Origin of the sequence: Candidatus Poriferisocius sp., assembly GCF_965202595.1 — a bacterium.
Taxonomy (GTDB): domain Bacteria; phylum Actinomycetota; class Acidimicrobiia; order Acidimicrobiales; family Bin134; genus Poriferisocius.
Window position 1 is genome coordinate 1,138,948 of sequence record NZ_OZ241836.1, and the last position, 18,947, is coordinate 1,157,894.

Annotated in this window: 16 protein-coding genes; 4 read left to right on the top strand and 12 right to left on the bottom strand. The window is 65.2% G+C overall.

The annotated features are described in order from the left end of the window. Positions 1–42: 42 nt before the first annotated feature. The 4 genes from ACOGXC_RS05520 to ilvB all read right to left on the bottom strand — a co-directional run bounded on the left by ACOGXC_RS05520 (position 43) and on the right by ilvB (position 4,836). Positions 43–1,362 (bottom strand): bifunctional o-acetylhomoserine/o-acetylserine sulfhydrylase, encoded by a 1,320-nt coding sequence (locus ACOGXC_RS05520; RefSeq protein ID WP_419919704.1) that lies wholly within the window; start codon positions 1,360–1,362, stop codon positions 43–45. 104 nt (positions 1,363–1,466) lie between these two features. Further along, complete coding sequence (ilvC, locus tag ACOGXC_RS05525; RefSeq protein ID WP_419919705.1) at positions 1,467–2,504, bottom strand: ketol-acid reductoisomerase; 1,038 nt, start codon at positions 2,502–2,504, stop codon at positions 1,467–1,469. Between the two features lie 74 nt (positions 2,505–2,578). Further along, a complete protein-coding gene (gene ilvN, locus ACOGXC_RS05530) occupies positions 2,579–3,106 on the bottom strand; it encodes an acetolactate synthase small subunit (protein WP_419919706.1) in 528 nt (175 codons plus the stop codon). Beyond that, complete coding sequence (ilvB, locus tag ACOGXC_RS05535) at positions 3,103–4,836, bottom strand: biosynthetic-type acetolactate synthase large subunit (RefSeq protein ID WP_419919707.1); 1,734 nt, start codon at positions 4,834–4,836, stop codon at positions 3,103–3,105. Before ilvB ends, ilvN begins: the two co-directional genes overlap by 4 nt. A 40-nt stretch (positions 4,837–4,876) precedes the next feature. Here ilvB and ACOGXC_RS05540 point away from each other — a divergent pair, with 40 nt between their 5' ends. Continuing rightward, the gene (locus ACOGXC_RS05540) at positions 4,877–5,041 is read left to right on the top strand and encodes a hypothetical protein (RefSeq protein ID WP_419919708.1); all 165 of its coding nucleotides are present in this window, start codon (positions 4,877–4,879) and stop codon (positions 5,039–5,041) included. A gap of 34 nt (positions 5,042–5,075) precedes the next feature. Here ACOGXC_RS05540 and ilvD read toward each other — a convergent pair whose 3' ends face one another. The 4 genes from ilvD to gatC form a co-directional block, all read right to left on the bottom strand. Next, complete coding sequence (gene ilvD, locus ACOGXC_RS05545) at positions 5,076–6,752, bottom strand: dihydroxy-acid dehydratase (RefSeq protein WP_419919709.1); 1,677 nt, start codon at positions 6,750–6,752, stop codon at positions 5,076–5,078. A gap of 97 nt (positions 6,753–6,849) precedes the next feature. Beyond that, positions 6,850–8,328, bottom strand: a complete 1,479-nt coding sequence (gatB, locus tag ACOGXC_RS05550; protein WP_419919710.1) for an Asp-tRNA(Asn)/Glu-tRNA(Gln) amidotransferase subunit GatB — start codon at positions 8,326–8,328, stop codon at positions 6,850–6,852. Next, complete coding sequence (gatA, locus tag ACOGXC_RS05555; RefSeq protein WP_419920020.1) at positions 8,325–9,776, bottom strand: Asp-tRNA(Asn)/Glu-tRNA(Gln) amidotransferase subunit GatA; 1,452 nt, start codon at positions 9,774–9,776, stop codon at positions 8,325–8,327. The genes gatB and gatA overlap by 4 nt, the downstream gene beginning before the upstream one ends. A gap of 5 nt (positions 9,777–9,781) precedes the next feature. Continuing rightward, entirely contained in the window at positions 9,782–10,087 is a 306-nt protein-coding gene (gene gatC, locus ACOGXC_RS05560; protein ID WP_419919711.1) for an Asp-tRNA(Asn)/Glu-tRNA(Gln) amidotransferase subunit GatC, read from the bottom strand. A gap of 200 nt (positions 10,088–10,287) precedes the next feature. Here gatC and ACOGXC_RS05565 point away from each other — a divergent pair, with 200 nt between their 5' ends. After that, entirely contained in the window at positions 10,288–10,713 is a 426-nt protein-coding gene (locus ACOGXC_RS05565) for a hypothetical protein (protein ID WP_419919712.1), read from the top strand. A gap of 106 nt (positions 10,714–10,819) precedes the next feature. Here ACOGXC_RS05565 and ACOGXC_RS05570 read toward each other — a convergent pair whose 3' ends face one another. After that, on the bottom strand, positions 10,820–12,787 hold the full coding sequence (locus ACOGXC_RS05570; RefSeq protein ID WP_419920021.1) for a protein kinase domain-containing protein: 1,968 nt from the start codon (positions 12,785–12,787) through the stop codon (positions 10,820–10,822). A 107-nt stretch (positions 12,788–12,894) separates the two neighbouring features. Here ACOGXC_RS05570 and ACOGXC_RS05575 point away from each other — a divergent pair, with 107 nt between their 5' ends. After that, positions 12,895–13,350, top strand: a complete 456-nt coding sequence (locus ACOGXC_RS05575) for a hypothetical protein (protein ID WP_419919713.1) — start codon at positions 12,895–12,897, stop codon at positions 13,348–13,350. Positions 13,351–13,446: 96 nt separating this feature from the next. Here ACOGXC_RS05575 and ACOGXC_RS05580 read toward each other — a convergent pair whose 3' ends face one another. Continuing rightward, entirely contained in the window at positions 13,447–14,406 is a 960-nt protein-coding gene (locus tag ACOGXC_RS05580; protein WP_419919714.1) for a hypothetical protein, read from the bottom strand. Between the two features lie 1,020 nt (positions 14,407–15,426). Between ACOGXC_RS05580 and ligA the strand changes: the two genes are divergently transcribed. Then, positions 15,427–18,222 (top strand): NAD-dependent DNA ligase LigA, encoded by a 2,796-nt coding sequence (gene ligA / locus ACOGXC_RS05585; protein ID WP_419919715.1) that lies wholly within the window; start codon positions 15,427–15,429, stop codon positions 18,220–18,222. Here the strand turns inward: ligA and ACOGXC_RS05590 are convergent, their stop codons facing one another. Both ACOGXC_RS05590 and ACOGXC_RS05595 read right to left on the bottom strand, forming a co-directional pair. Next, positions 18,223–18,624 (bottom strand): type II toxin-antitoxin system VapC family toxin, encoded by a 402-nt coding sequence (locus ACOGXC_RS05590; protein WP_419919716.1) that lies wholly within the window; start codon positions 18,622–18,624, stop codon positions 18,223–18,225. It lies immediately after the preceding gene. After that, on the bottom strand, positions 18,621–18,875 hold the full coding sequence (locus tag ACOGXC_RS05595) for a type II toxin-antitoxin system Phd/YefM family antitoxin (RefSeq protein WP_419919717.1): 255 nt from the start codon (positions 18,873–18,875) through the stop codon (positions 18,621–18,623). Before ACOGXC_RS05595 ends, ACOGXC_RS05590 begins: the two co-directional genes overlap by 4 nt. Positions 18,876–18,947: the final 72 nt, after the last annotated feature.

An 18,947-nucleotide genomic window follows, 5' to 3' on the forward strand; every position in this document is an offset into this window, starting at 1 on the left:
ATCACGAATTTGGCGCGCGTGTTCAAAGGCGCCCGATGGGGGTCAGGACCGGGCGGCGGTGAACCCCTGATCCAGGTCGGCGATTATGTCGTCCAGCGTCTCGAGGCCCACCGAGAGCCGGACCAGTCCGGGATACACCCCTGAGCTGATCTGCTCCTCCTCGGTGAGCTGCGAGTGGGTGGTGGACGCCGGATGGATCACCAGGCTGCGCACATCGCCGATGTTGGCCACATGGCTGTGCAGGCCGAGCGCGTTCACGAACCTCTCGCCGGCGTCGCGCCCTCCCTTGATGTGGAAGGCGGGTACCGACCCGTAACCCTTACCACCGGTGTAGCGGTTCATGCGCTCGTGCCACGGGCTGGACGGCAAACCGCCAAACTGCACCGACTCCACCTGGTCGTGGCCATCCAGGTACTCGGCCACCGCCAGGGCGTTGGAGAGGTGCCGCTCCATGCGCACGCTGAGAGTTTCCAGGCCCTGGAGGAAGTAGAAGGCGTTCTGCGGGGAGATGGCCGCACCGATGTCCCGCAGCAATTGCACCCGGGCCTTGATGATGTAGGAGCCGTGACCCAGTGCAGGCCAGTAGGCGAGACCGTGATAGCTGGGATCGGGCTCGGTGAAATTGGGGAAGCGGCCGCTGGCCCCGTAGTCGAAGGAGCCCCCGTCGATGATGACCCCGCCGATGGAGTTGCCGTGGCCACCGATGAACTTTGTCATGGAATGGACCACGATGTCGGCACCGTGGGCCAGCGGCTGGATGAGGTAGGGGGTGGGCACGGTGTTGTCCACCATCAGCGGGATGCCCTCGGCGTGGCCCACCGCGGCCACGCCCTCGATGTTGAGGCAGTCGTTCTTGGGATTGCCGATGGTTTCGGCATAGAGCACCTTGGTGTTGTCCCGAATGGCGTTTCTCCAGGCCCCCAGATCGTCGGGATCCTCGACGAAGGACACCTCGATGCCCATCTTGGGCAGGGTGTAGTGCAGCAGGTTGTAGGTGCCCCCGTACAGCGATGCCGAGGACACCACGTGGTCCCCCGATTCGGCCAGGTTCAAAATGGCCAGCGTCTCCGCCGCCTGCCCCGACGCCAAAGCCAGGGCCCCGGGTATCCCTATGGCGGTCTCGGTTCCCCCCTCCAGGGCGGACAGGCGGGCCTCCAGCACCATCTGGGTTGGGTTCATGATCCGGGTGTAGATGTTGCCCACCTCGGCCAGCCCGAACAGAGCCGCGGCGTGTTCGGTGTCGCGGAACACGTAAGAGGTGGTCTGGTAGATGGGTACCGTCCGAGATCCTGTGGCCGGATCGGGTTCCTGCCCGGCGTGGATCTGCTTGGTCTCAAAACCCCAGTTATCGCTCACGGTCACTCCTTTTTCTTTTTCTTTCTGGCAACCGCTTGTGGGCAACCGCACGGATGCTACGAATACTAACGAAATGCAACCCTCGGGCTGCTAACCGGCCACGGGGCAAATCAGTTCTTTCCCTGGCCCCCGGACACGTCCTGGACGCTCCGCCGGCCCTCTGAGATCCACGGCATCATGGCTCGGAGCCTCGCACCCACCGCCTCGATGGGATGCTGCTGGCCCTCGGCCTCCATCCTCAGGAAGTTGGGGCGCCCGCCGCGGCTCTCCGCCATCCACTCCTCGGCGAAGGAACCGCTTTGGATCTCGTCCAGAATCTTCCTCATCTCGGCTCGGGTGTTCTGGTTGATGATGCGGTCACCCCGGCTCAGGTCACCGTACTCGGCGGTGTCGGAGATGGAGTAGCGCATTCCCCCGATCCCCTCCTCGTACATGAGATCCACGATCAGCTTCAGCTCGTGCAGGCACTCGAAATAGGCCACCTCGGGCTGGTAACCGGCTTCGCACAGGGTCTCGAAGGCCGCGGCGACCAGCGAGGTGAGCCCGCCGCACAGCACCACCTGCTCACCGAACAGGTCGGTCTCGCACTCCTCGGCGAAGGTGGTCTCGATCACCCCGGCCCGGGCCCCACCAATGGCATCGGCATAGGCCAGGGCCAGTTCCCGGGCGTGGCCGCTGGCATTCTGCTCCACGGCGATGAGGCAGGGCACGCCGCCGCCCTCCACGTAGGTGCGCCGCACCAGGTGGCCGGGGCCCTTGGGGGCCACCATGGCCACATCCACGCCGCTGGGAGCCGAGATCAGGTTGAATCGCACGTTGAAGCCGTGGGCGAAGAACAGGGCATCGCCCGGCCCCAGGTGGGGCTCTATGTGGGCCTGGTAGATGTCGGCCTGCTCGGTATCGGGCAGAAGCATCATGATGATGCCGGCCTCGGCCGCCGCCTCGGCCATCGGCAGTACCCGCAACCCGGCTTCGCCGGCCTTGGCGGCCGAAGCCGATCCCTCCCGCAGGCCGACCCGGACGTCAATGCCCGAGTCCTTCAGGTTCAGGGCATGGGCGTGGCCCTGCGACCCGTATCCCAAAATCGCCACCTTGCGGTCGGCGATGCGGGAGCGGTCGGCGTCCTTTTCGTAGAGCACGGTTGCCATTGGTTGTCCTCGCAGTTGTCGGTGTTCGGAAGTGGGCCCCGGTCAGGGGTAAGGAGATCGGGGGATGAGCCCGGTCAGGGGGTAAGGGGGTCGGGGGCGGTCTTTACCAGTTTGGGCAGCGCCACCTTGCCGGTTCGCTGCACATCCACAATCCCATAGGGTTGCAGAAGATTCTCGAAGTCATCCACCCGGCTGGGCGATCCGGTGAGCGACACCATGATCTCGTCGTAACCCACGTTGAGCACGGTGGCCTGGAACACCCTAACCAGGTCCAGGATCTGCCCCCGTATGGAGGGGTCGGCCCTGACGGTGACCATTGTCAGCTCCCGCTCCACGCTGACCGCAGGGTTCAGCTCCCGGATTTCCACCACGTTGATGAGCTTGTCCAGTTGCTTCACCACCTGCTCCATGGGGGCGGAGTCCACCCCCACCACTATGGTGAGCCGGCTGAACCGCTCGTCGTTGGTGGGAGCCACGGCCAGCGACTCGATGTTGAATCCCCGGCGGGCGAAAAGTCCAGCCACCCGGGCCAGCACCCCCGCCTTGTTCTCCACGTGGACCACCAGAGTGGTGGTCCCGCCACCGGTCCCGCCACCGCTCATCGGGGACGATCCCTTTGGGAGGGATCCACCACCACGTCGCTGTTGGACATGCCGGCCGGGACCATCGGGTAGACGTTCTCGCCGGCCTCGCAGCGGAACTCGACCACCACCGGGCGGTCGTCTATCTCGTTGGCCCGGTCGATGGCCGGGGCGACCTCCTCGGGTGATTCCACCCGCAGCCCCACGCACCCCAGGGCCTCGGCCCACAGCTTGTAGTCGGGCACGTTGCGGGTCAGGTACACCTCGGAGTACCGCTCCCGGTAGAACATCTCCTGCCATTGGCGGACCATTCCCAGGTAGGCGTTGTTGATGAGGGCGACCTTGATGGGGAACCCCTCGGTGGTCGCGGTGACCAGCTCCTGGGCGGTCATCTGGAAGCATCCGTCGCCGTCCACCGCCCACACCATGCGATCGGGGCGGCCCGCCTTGGCCCCTATGGCCGCGGGGATGGCGAACCCCATCGTGCCCAGCCCGCCCGAGTTCACCCAGGTGTAGGGGTGGTTGAACTTCCAGTACTGGCTGGTCCACATCTGGTGCTGGCCCACTCCCGAGGCCACGATGGTGTCGTCGGGGGTGGCATCGCGCAACTGTTCCAGCACGAACTGGGGCTTGAGCAGCTCATCGGGTCCGGACTGCTCGTAGGTAAGCGGGAACCTTTCCTGCCATCCGCTGATGCGGGACCGCCACTGGGTCCGGTCGGGCTGGCTGCTGCTCCCGCCCAACTCCCCCAAAGCCTTGACCATCTCCTCGATGACCAGCTTGCAATCGCCCTGGATGGCCACGTCGGGGCGGCGCACCTTGCCCAGCTCCGCGCTGTCGATGTCCACGTGGATGATCTTGGCCAGGGGGGCGAACCCTGCCACCTTGCCGGTGACCCGGTCGTCGAAGCGGGCCCCCAGCGCTACGAGCAGGTCGGCCTCCTGCATGGCGGTGACGGCGGTGTAGTTGCCGTGCATACCGGGCATGCCCAGACACAGCGGGTGGTCGTCGGGGAAGCCCCCCCGGTTCATCAGCGTGGTGACCACCGGGATGCCGGTGAGCTCGGCCAGCTCCAGCAGGGCCTCGGCCGCCCGAGCCTTCAAGATGCCGCCCCCACTGTAGATCACGGGACGCTCGGCCTCGCAGATGAGCTTGGCCGCTTGGGCGATCAGCTCGGGGTCGCCGGTGCGGTTGGGACGGTAGCCGGGCAGGTCGTGGCCGTCGGGGGTGTACCACACCATCGCGGAGCGGGGATTGTTGGGGTCGATGATGTCCTTGGGGATGTCCACCAGAACCGGTCCGGGCCGGCCGGTGGTGGCGATGTGGAAGGCATCATGGATCACCTGGGGAATGTCGGCCGCCTCGGTCACCAGGTAGTTGTGCTTGGTCACCGACATGGTGATCCCGGTGGTGTCGCATTCCTGGAAGGCATCGGTGCCGATGGCGGCGTAGGGAACCTGGCCGGTGACAACCACCATGGGGACGGAGTCCATGTAGGCATCGCACAGCGGGGTGACGATATTGGTGGCCGCCGGTCCCGAGGTGACCATGGCCACGCCGGGGTGCCCGGTGGCGTGGGCGTAGCCCTCGGCCATGTGGCCCGCGCCCTGCTCGTGGCGCACCAGCACATGGCGGATGGAGGAGTCGATCAGCGGGTCGTAGGCCGGAAGTATGGCCCCACCGGGCAGCCCGAACAAGAGGTCAACCCCCTCGTTCTCGAGGGCCTTCATCAGCGCTTGGCCACCGTTCATTTTCATGTTATCGCACCAGTATGAACGTTGAGCACCGCCGGTGACAAAACGAATTGGGGTCTATCCCGGTTCGTTCAACCCACCCACCATCGGGCATCTGGCCATAGCCCGGGCCGCGCCGGCCCAGCAGGGTCTGGATCGGGTGGATCTGGCCGTGTCCCGGGTGGCGCTGGGCAAAGAACTCGTCGCCCGCCCCGCGGCCTGAACCACCCGATCCAGACCCGATTTTCACGACCGGATCAAGCTTCGGTGACGGCACCTTTTTCGGCACCCTGGGCCAGGCGGGCGTACTTGGCCAGCACTCCCCGGGTATAGCGGGGTTCGGGGGGCTTCCAGCCGGCCCGGCGCTCGGCCAGCTCGGCCTCGCCGACCATCATCTGGATCGAATGGCTGGGCACGTCGATGCAAATGGTGTCGCCCTCGGCTACCAGCGCGATGGGTCCGCCCTCGGTGGCCTCGGGGGCGACGTGGCCCACGCAGAACCCGTGAGTACCTCCGGAGAACCGCCCATCGGTCACCAGCGCGGTGTCCCCGCCGCGACCGGCCCCCTTCATTGCCCCGGTGATGGCCAGCATCTCCCTCATGCCGGGTCCGCCCCGGGGCCCCTCGTAGCGGATCACCACGACGTCACCGGCTTCTATCCGCCCCCCGAGCACCGCGTCCATGGCCGCATCCTCGCCGTCGAACACCCGGGCCCGACCCTCGAAGCGGTCGAAGTCGATTCCGGCCACTTTCACCACCGCCCCGTTGGGGGCCAGCGACCCGGTGAGCACCGCGATCCCGCCGATGTCGTGAAGCGGATCGCCGAAGCGGTGAATCACCTCCCCGTCGGGGCCGGGGGGGTCGATCAGAGCCAGGTTCTCGGCCATGGTTCTACCGGTCACGGTTATCTCGTCGCCGTGCAGCAGACCCTCGTCCAGCAGCATCCGCAACACGACCGGCACGCCGCCGATGCGGTCGATGTCGGCCATGTGGTACTGGCCGTGAGGTTTGGTGTCGGCCAGGTGGGGTACCCGGGCCGCTACCCGGTTGAAGTCGTCCAGCTCCAACTCCACCCCGGCCTCCCAGGCGATGGCCAGAAGGTGCAGCACCGCGTTGGTGGACCCGCCCAGGGCCATGGTCACCGAGATGGCGTTCTCGAACGCCGCCCTGGTCATTATCGTGCGGGGTCGGATTCCCTGGCGCAGCAGCCCGATCACCGCGGTGCCCGCAGCGTAGCTGTAGTCGTCACGGCGGCGATCCACCGCGGCGGCCGAGGCGCTTCCCGGTAGGGACATGCCCAGGGCTTCGCCGATCGAGGCCATGGTGTTGGCGGTGAACATGCCGGCGCACGACCCCTCGGTGGGGCAGGCGTTGCGCTCGATGGCGTCGAGTTCCTCGCTGTCGATGTCACCCACCGCGTGAGCGCCCACGGCCTCGAACACGCTCACGATGTCGAGCACCCGACCGTTGTGGTGGCCAGGGAGTATGGAGCCGCCGTAGACGAACACCGAGGGGAGGTTGATGCGGGCCGCGGCCATCAGCATGCCGGGCAGCGACTTGTCGCAACCCGCGAAGCTGACGAAGGCGTCCAACCGCTCGGCGTGCATCATCGCCTCCACCGAGTCGGCGATTATCTCCCGGCTCACCAGCGAGGCCCGCATGCCCTCGTGGCCCATGGAGATGCCGTCGGACACCGCAATGGTGTTGAACTCGAGGGGGAACCCACCGGCGTCCCGCACCCCCTGCTTGGCCCGTTTGGCCAGCCGATCCAGGGGCAGGTTGCAGGGGGTCACCTCGTTCCACGACGACGCCACTCCCACCTGGGGCTTGTTCCAGTCGTCGTCGGTCATGCCCACGGCCCGAAGCATGGCCCGGGCCGGGGCCCGCCCGGACCCGTCGGTGACTTCGTGAGACCGGGGCTTCATTTCGCTCATGACGGCCAACCCCATCTGTCGCCAGCGGGTTGCTGCTCAGCTTCGTGAGACCGGGGCTTCATTTCGCTCATGGCTACAGGCTAGTTACTGGAGTGGCTCAGCTTGGAGGGCAACGGCGGCGGGTGTTCAGAAGTTGGGTTACGGTTTTGCCGTCGGCTCGGCCTCGGGTGGCTTTCATCACTTGGCCGACGAAGAAGCCGGTGAGCTTGGTGTCACCGTCACGGAAACGGGACCACTCGTCGGGATGGTTGGCGATGAGGCCGTCCACCAGGGTCTCCAGCTCATCGTCCCCCATGGCTTCGAAACCCAGCGACCGGGCCACCTCCTCGGGTGATCCTCCCTGTTCAACCAGTACGGAAAGAACCTTCTTGGCCTGGGTTGCGGTCAGCTCCCCGGCATCCTCCATGGCCACCAGCCCGGCCAGAGCCTCGGAGGTCAGATTGCCCGAACCACCGGCCAGGTTGTGGACGATGTGGGTTATCACCCGTTCGGGTGTTGCTCCCCCGCCGATGGCACCCAGGGCCATGCCGTCCATGGATCGCTCGACGGTCAGCGCTATGTGACCGGCATCGGCCGCAGGGACCGCCCGGGCCAGCTCGATCCGGCGGTCGCGGGGCAGGGGGGGCAACTCCCGGCGAATTCGCTCCACCCACCGGGGGTCGGGGTCGAGAGGCAGCAGGTCGGGTTCGGGGAAGTAGCGGTAGTCGTAGTCCTCCTCCTTGGAGCGCAAAGCGTGGGTGCGCCCGTCGTCCTCGTTCCAGTGCCGGGTCTGCTGTACTACTGGCCGGCCACTGGTCAGCAGATCGATCTGGCGGCGGGCCTCGTAGTCCACGGCCAGACCCAGTGAGCGCAGGGAGTTCACGTTCTTGATCTCGCACCGGGTGCCCATCCGGTTGCTGCCCGCCGGCCTGACCGACACGTTGCAGTCAACCCGCAGCGAGCCCTCCTCCATCTTGCCGTCCGATGCCCCCACCGCCACCAGAATCGAGCGCAGCTCGGCCACGTACTGGCGGGCCTCCTCGGCCGAGCGCAGATCGGGGTGTCCCACGATCTCGATGAGCGGCACCCCGGCCCGGTTGTAATCCACCAGGGAGTAGCCGGCCTCATGGATGCGCCCGCCACCCCCGACATGGGTGGTCTTGCCGGTGTCCTCCTCCAGGTGGGCCCGTTCGATGCCTATGCGCCGCCCCGAGGGCAGCTCCAGCCAGCCATCGACGTTGATCGGTTGGTCGTACTGGCTGATCTGGAAGTCCTTGGGCATGTCGGGATAGAAGTAGTTCTTCCGGGCGAACACGGATGGTTGGATCCGGCAGTTGAGGGCCAAGCCCACCCGGATGGCCAACTCCACCGCCTTCTCGTTGAGCACGGGCAGCGAACCGGGCAGCCCCAGCGACACCGGGTCTATGTAGGTGTTGGGGTCACCGCCGAACCGGTTGGGGCTGGCGCTGAACAGCTTGGTCTCAGTGGCCAGCTCGGCGTGGACCTCCAAACCGATGACCGTCTCCCACGTCACCGGTTCGTTTTGAGTGTTGTTGCTCGTCATCGCCGGTTCGTTTTGAGTGTTGTTGCTCGTCATCGCCGGCTCGCTTCCAGCACGGCGGCGGCTCGGAACATGGTCGGCTCGCCCAGAGCGGGGGCCAGGATTTGTACCCCGATCGGCAATCCGTCGTCGCCGATCCCAAAGGGAACCGACATGGCGGCCTGACCGGTTAGATTCACCGGCACGGTACACACGTCACTCATGTACATGGCCATGGGGTCGGCGGTGCGCTCCCCCAGTGCGAAAGCGGTGGTGGGTGATGTGGGGCTCACCAGCAGGTCGAACCGTTCCCAGGCCGAGGCGAAATCGTTGATGATGAGCGTGCGCACCCGCTGGGCCTTGCCGTAGTAGGCGTCGTAGTAGCCGGCCGACAGGGCGTAGGTGCCGATAATGATGCGACGCTTGACCTCGTCGCCGAACCCGGCCGATCGGGTGGCGATGTTCATGGCGGCGGTACTGGGGCCCTCCACTCGCAGGCCGTAGCGAACCCCGTCGTAGCGGGCCAGGTTGCTGGAAGCCTCAGCCGGGGCGATCAGGTAGTAGGCCGACAAGCCGTACACCGACGCGGGGACACTGGCCTCGCCCACCCGGGCCCCGGCCGATTGCAACGCCTCGACCGCAACCCGCACTCGGGCGGCAACATCGGGGGCTATACCGTCTCCGTTCAGCTCGGTCAGAACCCCCACCCGGAGCCCCTCCACCCCGCCGTCCAGCGTGGCCGAAACCGGGGGTTGGGGCTCATCAATGCTGGTGGAGTCCCGGGGGTCGGGGCCGCTGATCGCATCCAGCACCGCAGCGGCATCGGCCACCGTGGTGGTGAGTGGGCCGATCTGGTCGAGGGACGAGGCGAAGGCCACCAAGCCGTAGCGTGACACCAGGCCATAAGTGGGTTTGACGCCGACCACGCCGCACAGCGCCGCCGGTTGGCGAATGGATCCGCCGGTGTCGCTGCCCAGAGCCACCGGGGAGAATCCGGCGGCCACCGCGGCCGCGCTGCCGCCCGACGACCCCCCCGGTACCCGGTGAGGATTGCACGGATTACGGGTGGGACCAAAAGCCGAGTTCTCGGTGGAGCTGCCCATGGCGAACTCATCCATGTTGGTCTTGCCCAAAGCCACCGCACCGGCTTGTTGCAGCCGCTCAACCACCGTGGCGTCGTAGGGGGGTTCCCAGCCCTCCAGGATGCGGGACGAGCAGGTGGTGGCCACTCCCCGAGTGCACAGGTTGTCCTTGAGGGCCACGGGTACTCCAGCCAGGGGGCCGGGATCCTTGCCCGCGGCCACCGCGGCATCGATCTCACCGGCCCGGGCCCGGGCCCGGGCCGCGGTCACCAGGTTGAAGGCCCCGATGTCGCCATCGCCCGCGGCAATGGCCTCCAGGTATTTGTCCACCACCGACCGGGCCGACCGCCGTCCCGACCGGACCGCAGCGGCAATTTCTCGCGCGGTCGCGGGGCGCCCCGGTGAGGTCGGTGGGTCACCCAACCCGGTCACGGAGTCTCGCCCAGAACCGGGGGAACTCGGAACTGGCCGCTTTCGACCAGTGGGGCCTGGGCCAGCACCTCGTCGTGATCCGACACCTCGCCCGGGGTGTCGGGACGAAGCCGGTTGGGGATGGGCAGCGGGTGCATGGTGGGGGCCAGCCCGTCGATGTCCAGGGTTTCCACCTCGGCCACATGGTCCAGCAATTCATCGAGCTGACCGGTGAAGCGGTCGAGTTCGTCCCCGGTCAGCTCCAGGCGGGCCAAAGCGGCTACTTGAGCACACTCTTTTTGGGTGATGCGTTGTTGCCCCATACCGAAACGACATCGTACCGCCCTGCCTGTCCGGGCCCCGCCCCGGAGAGGGGTTAGCCCAATTTGGCTTGGTCACCCGGTTGACCAACCAGCACCAAGCGCCGAAGCGGGGAGGGGGAAGCCGTGATGGGAAGGGGAAACCGGGAGGGGAAGGGGAAGCGGGGAGGGGAAGGGGAAACCGGGAGGGGTATGTTGCCGGTGTGGGGGTGTACCGGTTCCTCGGTCCGGAGTGGATCCAGGCTGCTCTGGTGTTGCGCGAGGAGCTGGCCCCGGCCGCTCCGGCCTCCGAGCGCAGGGCCAGGGTAAATCTGGTGGTTACCGGTACCCCTTTCGGCGGCGAGGTTCGGGCCTACATCGACACCGAGGCCGGCGGGCCACTGCCCCTGCCCGGCGAGCTGGAGAATCCCGATGCCACCGTTACCCTCGACTACCGGTCGGCTCTGGCCGCGTTCGTCACCGATGATCCCGAAGGGGTTGCCCGCGGCTTTCTCACCGGCACCCTCCGGGTGGATGGCGACCTGACTCTCGTGCTCACCCTGTTCGGTGAGGGGATGAACGACGAGCAGGCCGCCTTCGCCCGCCGGGCCCAGGCGCGGTTGCGAGCGATCACGATCCTTACTGGATGAGTGTGATGCAGGTTCCGAAGTGCATGTTTTACTGGATGAGTGTGATGCAGGTTCCGAAGTGCATGTTTTACTGGATGAGTGTGATGCAGGTTCCGAAGTGCATGTTTTACTCGGGTCGGGTGATGAGCTTGATGCAGGTTCCGAAGTCCACGACCGCGGCTGCGGGTGGGTTGCTGGCCAGTATCTCGGTGTCGTTCGGCCCCTCGATCTCCCCCGGACACAGCCCCAGGCCCTCCAGGATCTCCGTGGCCTCCTCCACGTTCAGGGTGGCCAGGGGGGGCACCGTAACCTGCTGGGGGCCATCCGAAACCACCACCGTCACCACCGAGTCAGCGGCCACCTCCGTTCCCGGAGGAGGTTCCACCCTCACCACGAGGCCGGAAGCCACCTGGTTGTCCTCCACCCGCCACTCCTCCACCCGCAGCCGGAGATCCTCCAGCTTCTCGACGGCCACGGCCCGCGGCGTACCGGTGTCTATTGCCGGCACCACCCGGGGCACCGGTCCGAGGGATACCACCAGGTCCACCTGGCCTCCCGGCTCGACCTCGGGGAACAGCTCGTCCACTTGGATGATGACCCCCTCGAGCACGATCTCGTCGTGGCGCTCGACCACCCCTCCCAGCGACAGACCCACCCCGGCCAGAACAGTCTCGGCATCCTGAACCGCTATTCCCACGAGACCGGCGGGGATGGCCACCAGCTCGGGACCCAACGACACCCATACCGTTACCGTCTCGCCCCGTTTCAATCCGGTGCCCGGTTGGGGGTTCTGGCTCAGTACTTGGCCGGCCTCCGTACCGTCCCGGCGCTGCTCACGGCGGTCGAGCACCCAGCCGAACTCGTTCTCGATACGCAGCAGCCCGGCCTCACCGGTACCAGCCAGATCGGGTACCGGCCGGGTCTCGGTACTGAACCAGTTGTCCCACGTCATGTAACCCCCGAACCCCACCGCCCCCACGAGCAGCACCATGAGCAGCAGCAGCCTCCGAAACCCCGCGGGTTCGATCCGGTGGGGGCTGCCGTCCTGCGGTCTCGTTGCCGAAACCGGATCATCAGGGGTGGCAGGCGCGGGTTCGATCCGGTGGGGGCTGCCGTCCTGCGGGAGCATCACCGCGGTCGGGGTGCCGGTCGTATCCTGGACGATGCTGGAGGCGGTGAAGGCTTCGGCATCAGATCCGGGCAACCCCGGTTCGGGCATGTCCGGCAGGGCCCTGGACAGCGGAAGCGGTTCGGGGCGGTGCAGCGATTCCGCCGCTTCCAGAAGTCCGGTGGCCAGCTCGCCGGCGCTGGGACGTTCGTTGCGGTCCGGCTGCCCGGCCTCCTCCAGGACTCGACCCAGACGGCCGAACTGGCCGCCAAGATCGAGCTGTCGCCCCATCTTGGCCATCTGGGTGTATTCGGGATCGTCGGAGTCGAACGGAACCTGCCCCGACAGGACCTCGGTGAGCACCAGCACCAGGGAGTACACGTCGCTCTTGTGGTCCGGGGTCAGGCCTTGAGTCTGCTCGGGCGGGGCGTAGCGAACCGCGTCCACCCTGGTGAAAACCGATCTCTCCGCCAACATCCCTGCCGTCTCCAGCATCACCCGGGACAGGCCCAGATCCGCCAGATGAGCCTGGCCTTGGTTGTCGAACAGGATATTGGAGGGTCGGATGTTTTGATGGATGAGCCCTAGCCGGTGTATGTGCTCCAGCCCGCGGGCAACCTCCAAGCCGACCATCAGGGTTTGGGAGGGCGACAGCAGGTGCCCGGATTCCAGTATTCCCAGCAGGCTTCCACCCTCCAGGTAGTCGGTCACCACGTGGAAGCCATAATCGGATTTCCCCCAATCCCGGGTGGCCACGATGTTGGGGTGGGCCACCGAGGCGGTCTCCCGGGCTGCCTCGACAAAGCGGTCGGCAAGGTTCGGGTCGGTGGCCCATCCTGCGGGCAGAACCTCCGCCGGCAGCAGCTTGACGGCTACCCAGCAGGATTGCGACAGGTCGTGGGCCAGGAACACATTGGTGAACCGGCCCGAGCCGATGAACGACACGAGCCGGTAGCGCTTGCCCAGAACTCGACCGATCTCCTTCATTTCGGGCACGCTTTGAGGGTACCGATCTCCTTCATTTCGGGCACGCTTTGAGGGTACTGCCTGCTCGGAGTGGTTCCTGTGACTCGCCCAATCCAAAGTCATCCGGGGTGTATCTCGCCATCGGTAGCGGGCACACTGAGAAAGTGCGGAACTTCAACTTGTTGCGACGGCTACTTCTGGGAGCCGCAGCCCTGGTGGGCATAGCCGCCATCCTGCTGGCGCTGTTCCTGGCCGACACCGACGACATTGACGTGACCATCTCCGGCAACGCTGCGGTGGACGCGCTCATTCCCCCTCGCAACGCCGAGGTCCTCTCGCAAGAGACAGTGGGGGTGGATCTCGCCACCGGCTACGATGCCCGCCTGGCGCTCAACGGTGTGAACATTCCCCCGGAGCAGGTACGCCACATGCCCAATATCAACCGGTTCACCTTCCGCCCCGATGAGGGGAAGGTGATCGAGAGGCTTCAGGCCGAGCGGAACTGTGTTGAGGTCACCTACTGGCCCCTCGCCGCCGGTCCCGAGCAGGCCGACACCATCAGTTGGTGCTTCAACGCTTCCTAGCCGGTTAGGTGTTTGTTTGTCCTCGGGGCTGGTGCTTCAACGCTTCCTAGCCGGTTAGGTGTTTGTTTGTCCTCGGGGCTGGTGCTTCAACGCTTCCTAGCCGGTTAGGCGCTGGCGGGCAAGGGTGGTGGCCAGGCCGGGGCGGGAGGGGGCGATCAGAACCGCGGTTGTCTTGATGTCACCGGTACTCGTGTCGCCGGTGGCGCGATTCGCCCGACGGGTGGGTGGGGTCAGGGTGATCGGCTGGGTCATGGCCAGCTCCAGGATCAAGCCGGCCGCCCCCATGCTCAGGTCCACCGTGTCTGATTCTTGTGGGGCCGCCCCCGTGCTCAGGTCAACTGTGTCTGATCCTTGATCTGATCCTTGCGGGGCAGGGCCGAGGACGGCCACCACCCGGCGGCGCAAGAGCAGTGGATCCTGCACCGCGAGATGATCGTGGATCACCACCCCGGCGGGAACGAAAACCAGCCATCGCCGGGTTAGTGAGTAGAGGGAACGGGCCCCTACTACTGCCAAAAGCCCGCCCACCACCGTGATTACCACCCCTGCCACCCAGTGCTCGGCGGCCAGAAGCAGGGGTCCGCTGAGCAAGCCGCCCACGGTGATGGCCGCCGCGGCCGGCACGGGTCCGGCCACCAGCATCGCCGGGGGTCGCAGCAGCAGCCTGATCTCATCGCCGTAGGAGATCCCGTTCACGAGCACCTGGCCCACCGGAGCGCTGAGCGAGGCTGCGGCCACCGCGGCGGTGATCGCTGCCACCAGGGCAACCTCATCCCAGCCGGCCCCGCCCAGTCCGGCCCACACCAGCGCGGCCACCGCCGAGGGCAGCGCCAACCGAACCAGGACCAGCGTCACCGGATGAGCCAGCAGGATGCCCACCAGTACCAGTGCCCACAGTACCCATAATCCCAGCGACGAGGTCGATCTCCACGACGGCGATGTTTCGTGCAGGGCATCGGCCAGAACCGGCCCGGCAGTGAACGGCAACGCCGCCCACCACCCCCGCACCCCCCACACCCACAATCGATCTCCCCGAAGACCCCTCACGGCCCCCACTACAGCACCTCCCCCACCCCAGCCCAAACCATCCACACTGCACTCCGTATCAGTAGAGCTCGCCGTTTTGCCGCCGAAGTTGGTAGGTCGGCAGGTGTCGCCGGTGGTTGCGAGTTGTACTTGAACTGCGATTCGCAGTGCGCTATGTTTGACCCATGAGATTGAAAGCAACCTTCAAGTCGTTTGGGCGTGACCGCTCCAGCGACACACACACACACACACACACAGCGCGGGGGGAACAGCAATGGCTGACACCTCTCGTGTCTCACTGCGTAGTCCCCGCAGGGTCTTCGCCCTAGCGCTTACTGCCGCGGTTCTGACTGCCGCTCTCACGGTGGTACCGATCTCCAGCAGTGTTCCCCTGCTTGGCAACTCGGATGATCAGGCTCTGGCCCAATGTTGGGGGCTTCCCAGTTGGGCGTGTGGAGGGCATGATTTTAGAGACTCCGTGGATTTAGCCAACAAGGTGTTGGATCCCGTTTATGATGCCACTTCCGCGGCTCGGATGGGGACGTGGCAAACGGTGTGCACGCCACCGGTATCTTTAGGCACTCTGGTAGCTGCCAGCCAGACTGGTTTCCCGAGAATCGCTCAAGGGGCTGTTCGGTTTGCACCTGCCGCCGCTGTTGTCTGTACAACAATTTGGATATCGTTCTACTGAATCAAGGAGAAAGCACATGACACTGATGCACCATTGGCTGAGTTGTGTAGCCAGGTTCATCACGCAACCGAGTCATGCCCGCCGAGTGGTGTTCACGGCGGTTTTTGCAGGCGTGATCATCCTGCTGCGGATGATTGGGTTGCCGAACTAGGGTACGTATCCGGCATCTTGGCGAAGGCCGCTGCGTATGCAGGAGCGGTTTTCGCCGAGTTCCGGTGCTTTGTCCGTGAACGCCCCCGTTTCTTTGCCGAGGCCCGCCCCGACTTCTTCCCTAATACGGTATTGGAGGCCATAACTACCTGGATGTTGTAAAGCATTCCCACCTCGCTGCCGGTCCGCATCGGGGTAGAGTGCGACGAGTGACCAGGGGGGCAGAGGAGCGGATTGCTGAGCTGACCGAGCTTGTCCGCTATCACAACCAGCGCTACTACGTGAGCAACGCCCCGGAGATTTCCGATGCCGAGTACGACGGGCTCATGCGGGAGCTGGTGGAGCTGGAAACCGCCCATCCGGAGTTCGCCCGCCCCGACTCCCCCACCCAGACGGTTGGAGCCGACCCGGCCACGATGTTCGCCCCGGTGGAGCACCGGGTGCCGATGATGTCGCTGGACAACGCTTTTGACCGGGGCGAGCTGAATGCCTGGGCCGATAGGGCCCGGCGGGTCCTGGGCTCCCCCGAGCTGGGCGAACTGGTGTGCGAGCTGAAGTTCGATGGGCTGGCGGTGTCGCTGCGCTACGAGAACGGGGTGCTGGTCCAAGCCGCTACACGGGGAAACGGTCGGGTGGGTGAGGACATCACCGCCAACATCCTCACCATCAAGTCGCTTCCCCACCGGCTTGCTGCCGGAGCACCCGAGGTGCTGGAGGTGCGGGGTGAGGTATACCTTCCACTGGCCGCTTTCAATGCCCTCAATGCCCAGCAGGAGGCGGAGGGCAGGCCCCGGTACGTGAATCCCCGAAACACCGCCGCCGGTTCGCTGCGCCAGAAGGATCCATCCATCACCGCCACCCGGGGACTGGCGATGTGGTGCTACCAGGCCGGCGAGATGCGGGGAGGCCCCGATCTGGCCAGCCACAGCCACACCCTGAATTTGCTGGCCGATCTCGGCCTACCCATCAACCCGGAAACCACCACGGTGAGTTCCCTAGATGCAGCTTGGAGGTTTGTGGAGCACTGCGAGGCTGAGCGCCACAGCCTGCCATATGAGATCGATGGCGCGGTGATCAAGATCGACCGTCTGGACCTCCAGCAGGAACTCGGGGCCACCAGCCGGGCCCCCCGCTGGGCAATTGCCTACAAGCTCCCCCCCGAGGAGAGGGCCACCAAGCTGCAAGGGATCCAGGTATCCATCGGCAGCAAGGGCAAGGCCACTCCGTTCGCAGTGCTGGAGCCGGTTTTCGTCGGTGGTTCCACCGTGGCCATGGCCACCCTGCACAACGAGGATCAGGTGCGGGCCAAGGATGTGCGTCCGGGCGACACCGTGGTGGTTCGCAAAGCCGGCGATGTGATTCCCGAGGTGCTGAGGCCGGTCCTGGCCGACCGCCCCCCCGATCTGCCCGAGTGGGAATTTCCCGCAGTATGCCCCTGCCCCCACGCCGAACCGCTGGTCCGCAAAGAGGGTGATGCCGCCCACTACTGCCGATTCGCCCGATGTCCCGAGCAGCTCCGGGGTTGGATCGAGCACTTCGCTGCCCGCAACGCCCTTGACATCGAACACCTCGGCGAGCAGCGGGTGCGCTTGTTCATCAAACTGGGCCTCATAACCGATGTGAGCAGCATCTACAGCTTGGACCTCGAGCGCCTTGAAGCATTGAAGGGCACCTCCTGGAGTGCAGTGCTGGACGGCGGCACGGAGCTGATCCTGGACACTGATTTGATAGCAGCACTGTCACAGATGAACGCCGAGCGGCGCGACAAGCTGGCCGCATCGATTGAGGATCTGAAGCGGCGTTCTTTGGCCGAGCTACTGGTCGCGTTGAAAATTGACGGGTTGGGATCCAAAACCGCCGCATTGATAGCCCAGGCTTTCCCGCATCTGGACGATGTAATCGGGGCTTCCGCCCAAGAATTGGCCGAGGTCCAAGGTGTCGGGTCCCAGGTGGCCGGCAACGTTCACGACTTCTTGGGGTCACGGGTCAACCGGATCGCCATCGATAAGCTGCGCCGAGCTGGGGTGAACCTTGGAGCTTCGGCTTCTGAAGCATCAGGCCCGCAGGCATCGGAAACCAGCCCGCCACCTACCGGGGCGTTCGTTTCCCAACCGACCCGACTCTCACCGCCAGGAATGAACCTGGATCCGCAACAGGACCAGGACTTGCAGCGGATAATCCGCTTCACCGCCTCAACCCCAAAAAGGGCCGAAACGACCAAGGCCATCCCTGCGACCGCCGTGGAGGGATTGGGCAAGCAGAAAGCCAGGTTGCTCTTCCATCTGGGGCTGGTTGACGACTTCGGTGATCTGTTCGACCTGGATTTGGCGATGGTCGAGCAGCCCCGGCAGTCGGACTGGAGCACGGAGATCGACGGTGGGGGCCGGTTGACCCTACCGGTCGATGAGTTGGCTCAGTTGGGGAGCTTTGCCGACCTCTCCATGTCCAACCTGAAGGCCGCCATCGACACCTCCAGGCAGCAACCTCTGGCCCGGCTGCTCATAGGACTGAACATCCGCCACCTGGGTGATACCGCCAGCGAGGTTCTGGCCGGAGAGTTTGGACACCTGGACCGGATCATGGAGGCATCGATGGAGGAATTGGCCGAGGTGGACGGAATCGGGCCGGTTATTGCCGAGAGCGTGTACGAGTTCTTCCAGTCGGCGGCCAACCGGGAAATCATCGAGAAGCTCCGAACCGCGGGACTCAACTTCGCTGACGATACCTCCGGGGTCGGCACCGGGGTCGGCGCGCGGCCCCAGACGTTGGCCGACATGACCATCGTGGTCACCGGCGGGCTCGAGGGCTACACCCGTGACGGCGTGGGGGCGGCCATCAAGGCCCGGGGGGGTAAATCCCCCGGCAGCGTGTCATCCAGAACCACTGCTTTGGTGGTGGGCCAGAACCCCGGTGCTTCCAAACTGGACAAGGCCGAGAAACTGGGGGTCCCAGTCCTGGACGAGGCCCAGTTCCAGAAGCTCCTCGAGACCGGGGAACTGCCATGATCATGCCCCGATAACGGTCAACCCCAATGATCTGGCGGCTTGTGCTTGGCGATTGTCGAAGGTCAACAGGGTGGTTGCTGGTCCGGTACGAAAAGCGGAGGCAAGATGCAGCGCGTCCAGCGATCGGCAAAGGGTTTGCTCTGCGATCCTGGCTGCCTCACTGACGATTACGACATCCAGGCTTACCATATGTAATGCATCCAAGTCCTTGAGAAACTGGCTCTTGGCTCTGGCTGCTTCGTCCGGGTGGAGGAGGCGAGTGAGGTTTTGCCTGATCTCTATTTCGGTCAATCTGGATGTGACCAACACCGGGTCTGCTGCCATCAACTCTTCGGCCAGGTCAGAGTCGTGTTCGGCCACATAGCGCTTCAGCAGAGCGCTTGTGTCAACATACAAACTCACCCGCGATCCTCATCGAGAACTTCAAGCACCCCTTTTCTGGCAAAAAAGCGCTGTGTCGACTCCAACCCGGAGCGTTTCGAGGGCTCGATCCAGCCTTCCCGTATCCCTCGTTCTATGGCCGAATAGCCTGGTAGAGGTCCTAGCTGGGCTACCGGGCGGCCTCGATCGGTTATAAACACCGGTTCACCCTCGGAAGCAATCCCGATGAACTCGGACAGCTTTGCCTTCAATTCCCTTATACCAACTTCCATGTAGTCACATTACAAGAATAACGTGACTACCGCAATTTGCAGGCCAATAACCCCCCCTACCCCAGGACTGTT

Excerpts from the sequence above, each read along its gene's own strand:
- ACOGXC_RS05570 (WP_419920021.1), bottom strand. The coding sequence starts at position 12,787 with ATGAAGGAGATCGGTCGAGTTCTGGGCAAGCGCTACCGGCTCGTGTCG.
- gatB (WP_419919710.1), bottom strand. The coding sequence starts at position 8,328 with ATGACGAGCAACAACACTCAAAACGAACCGGCGATGACGAGCAACAAC.
- ilvN (WP_419919706.1), bottom strand. The coding sequence starts at position 3,106 with ATGAGCGGTGGCGGGACCGGTGGCGGGACCACCACTCTGGTGGTCCAC.
- ilvC (WP_419919705.1), bottom strand. The coding sequence starts at position 2,504 with ATGGCAACCGTGCTCTACGAAAAGGACGCCGACCGCTCCCGCATCGCC.
- gatC (WP_419919711.1), bottom strand. The coding sequence starts at position 10,087 with ATGGGGCAACAACGCATCACCCAAAAAGAGTGTGCTCAAGTAGCCGCT.
- ilvD (WP_419919709.1), bottom strand. The coding sequence starts at position 6,752 with ATGAGCGAAATGAAGCCCCGGTCTCACGAAGTCACCGACGGGTCCGGG.
- ACOGXC_RS05595 (WP_419919717.1), bottom strand. The coding sequence starts at position 18,875 with ATGGAAGTTGGTATAAGGGAATTGAAGGCAAAGCTGTCCGAGTTCATC.
- ilvB (WP_419919707.1), bottom strand. The coding sequence starts at position 4,836 with ATGAACGGTGGCCAAGCGCTGATGAAGGCCCTCGAGAACGAGGGGGTT.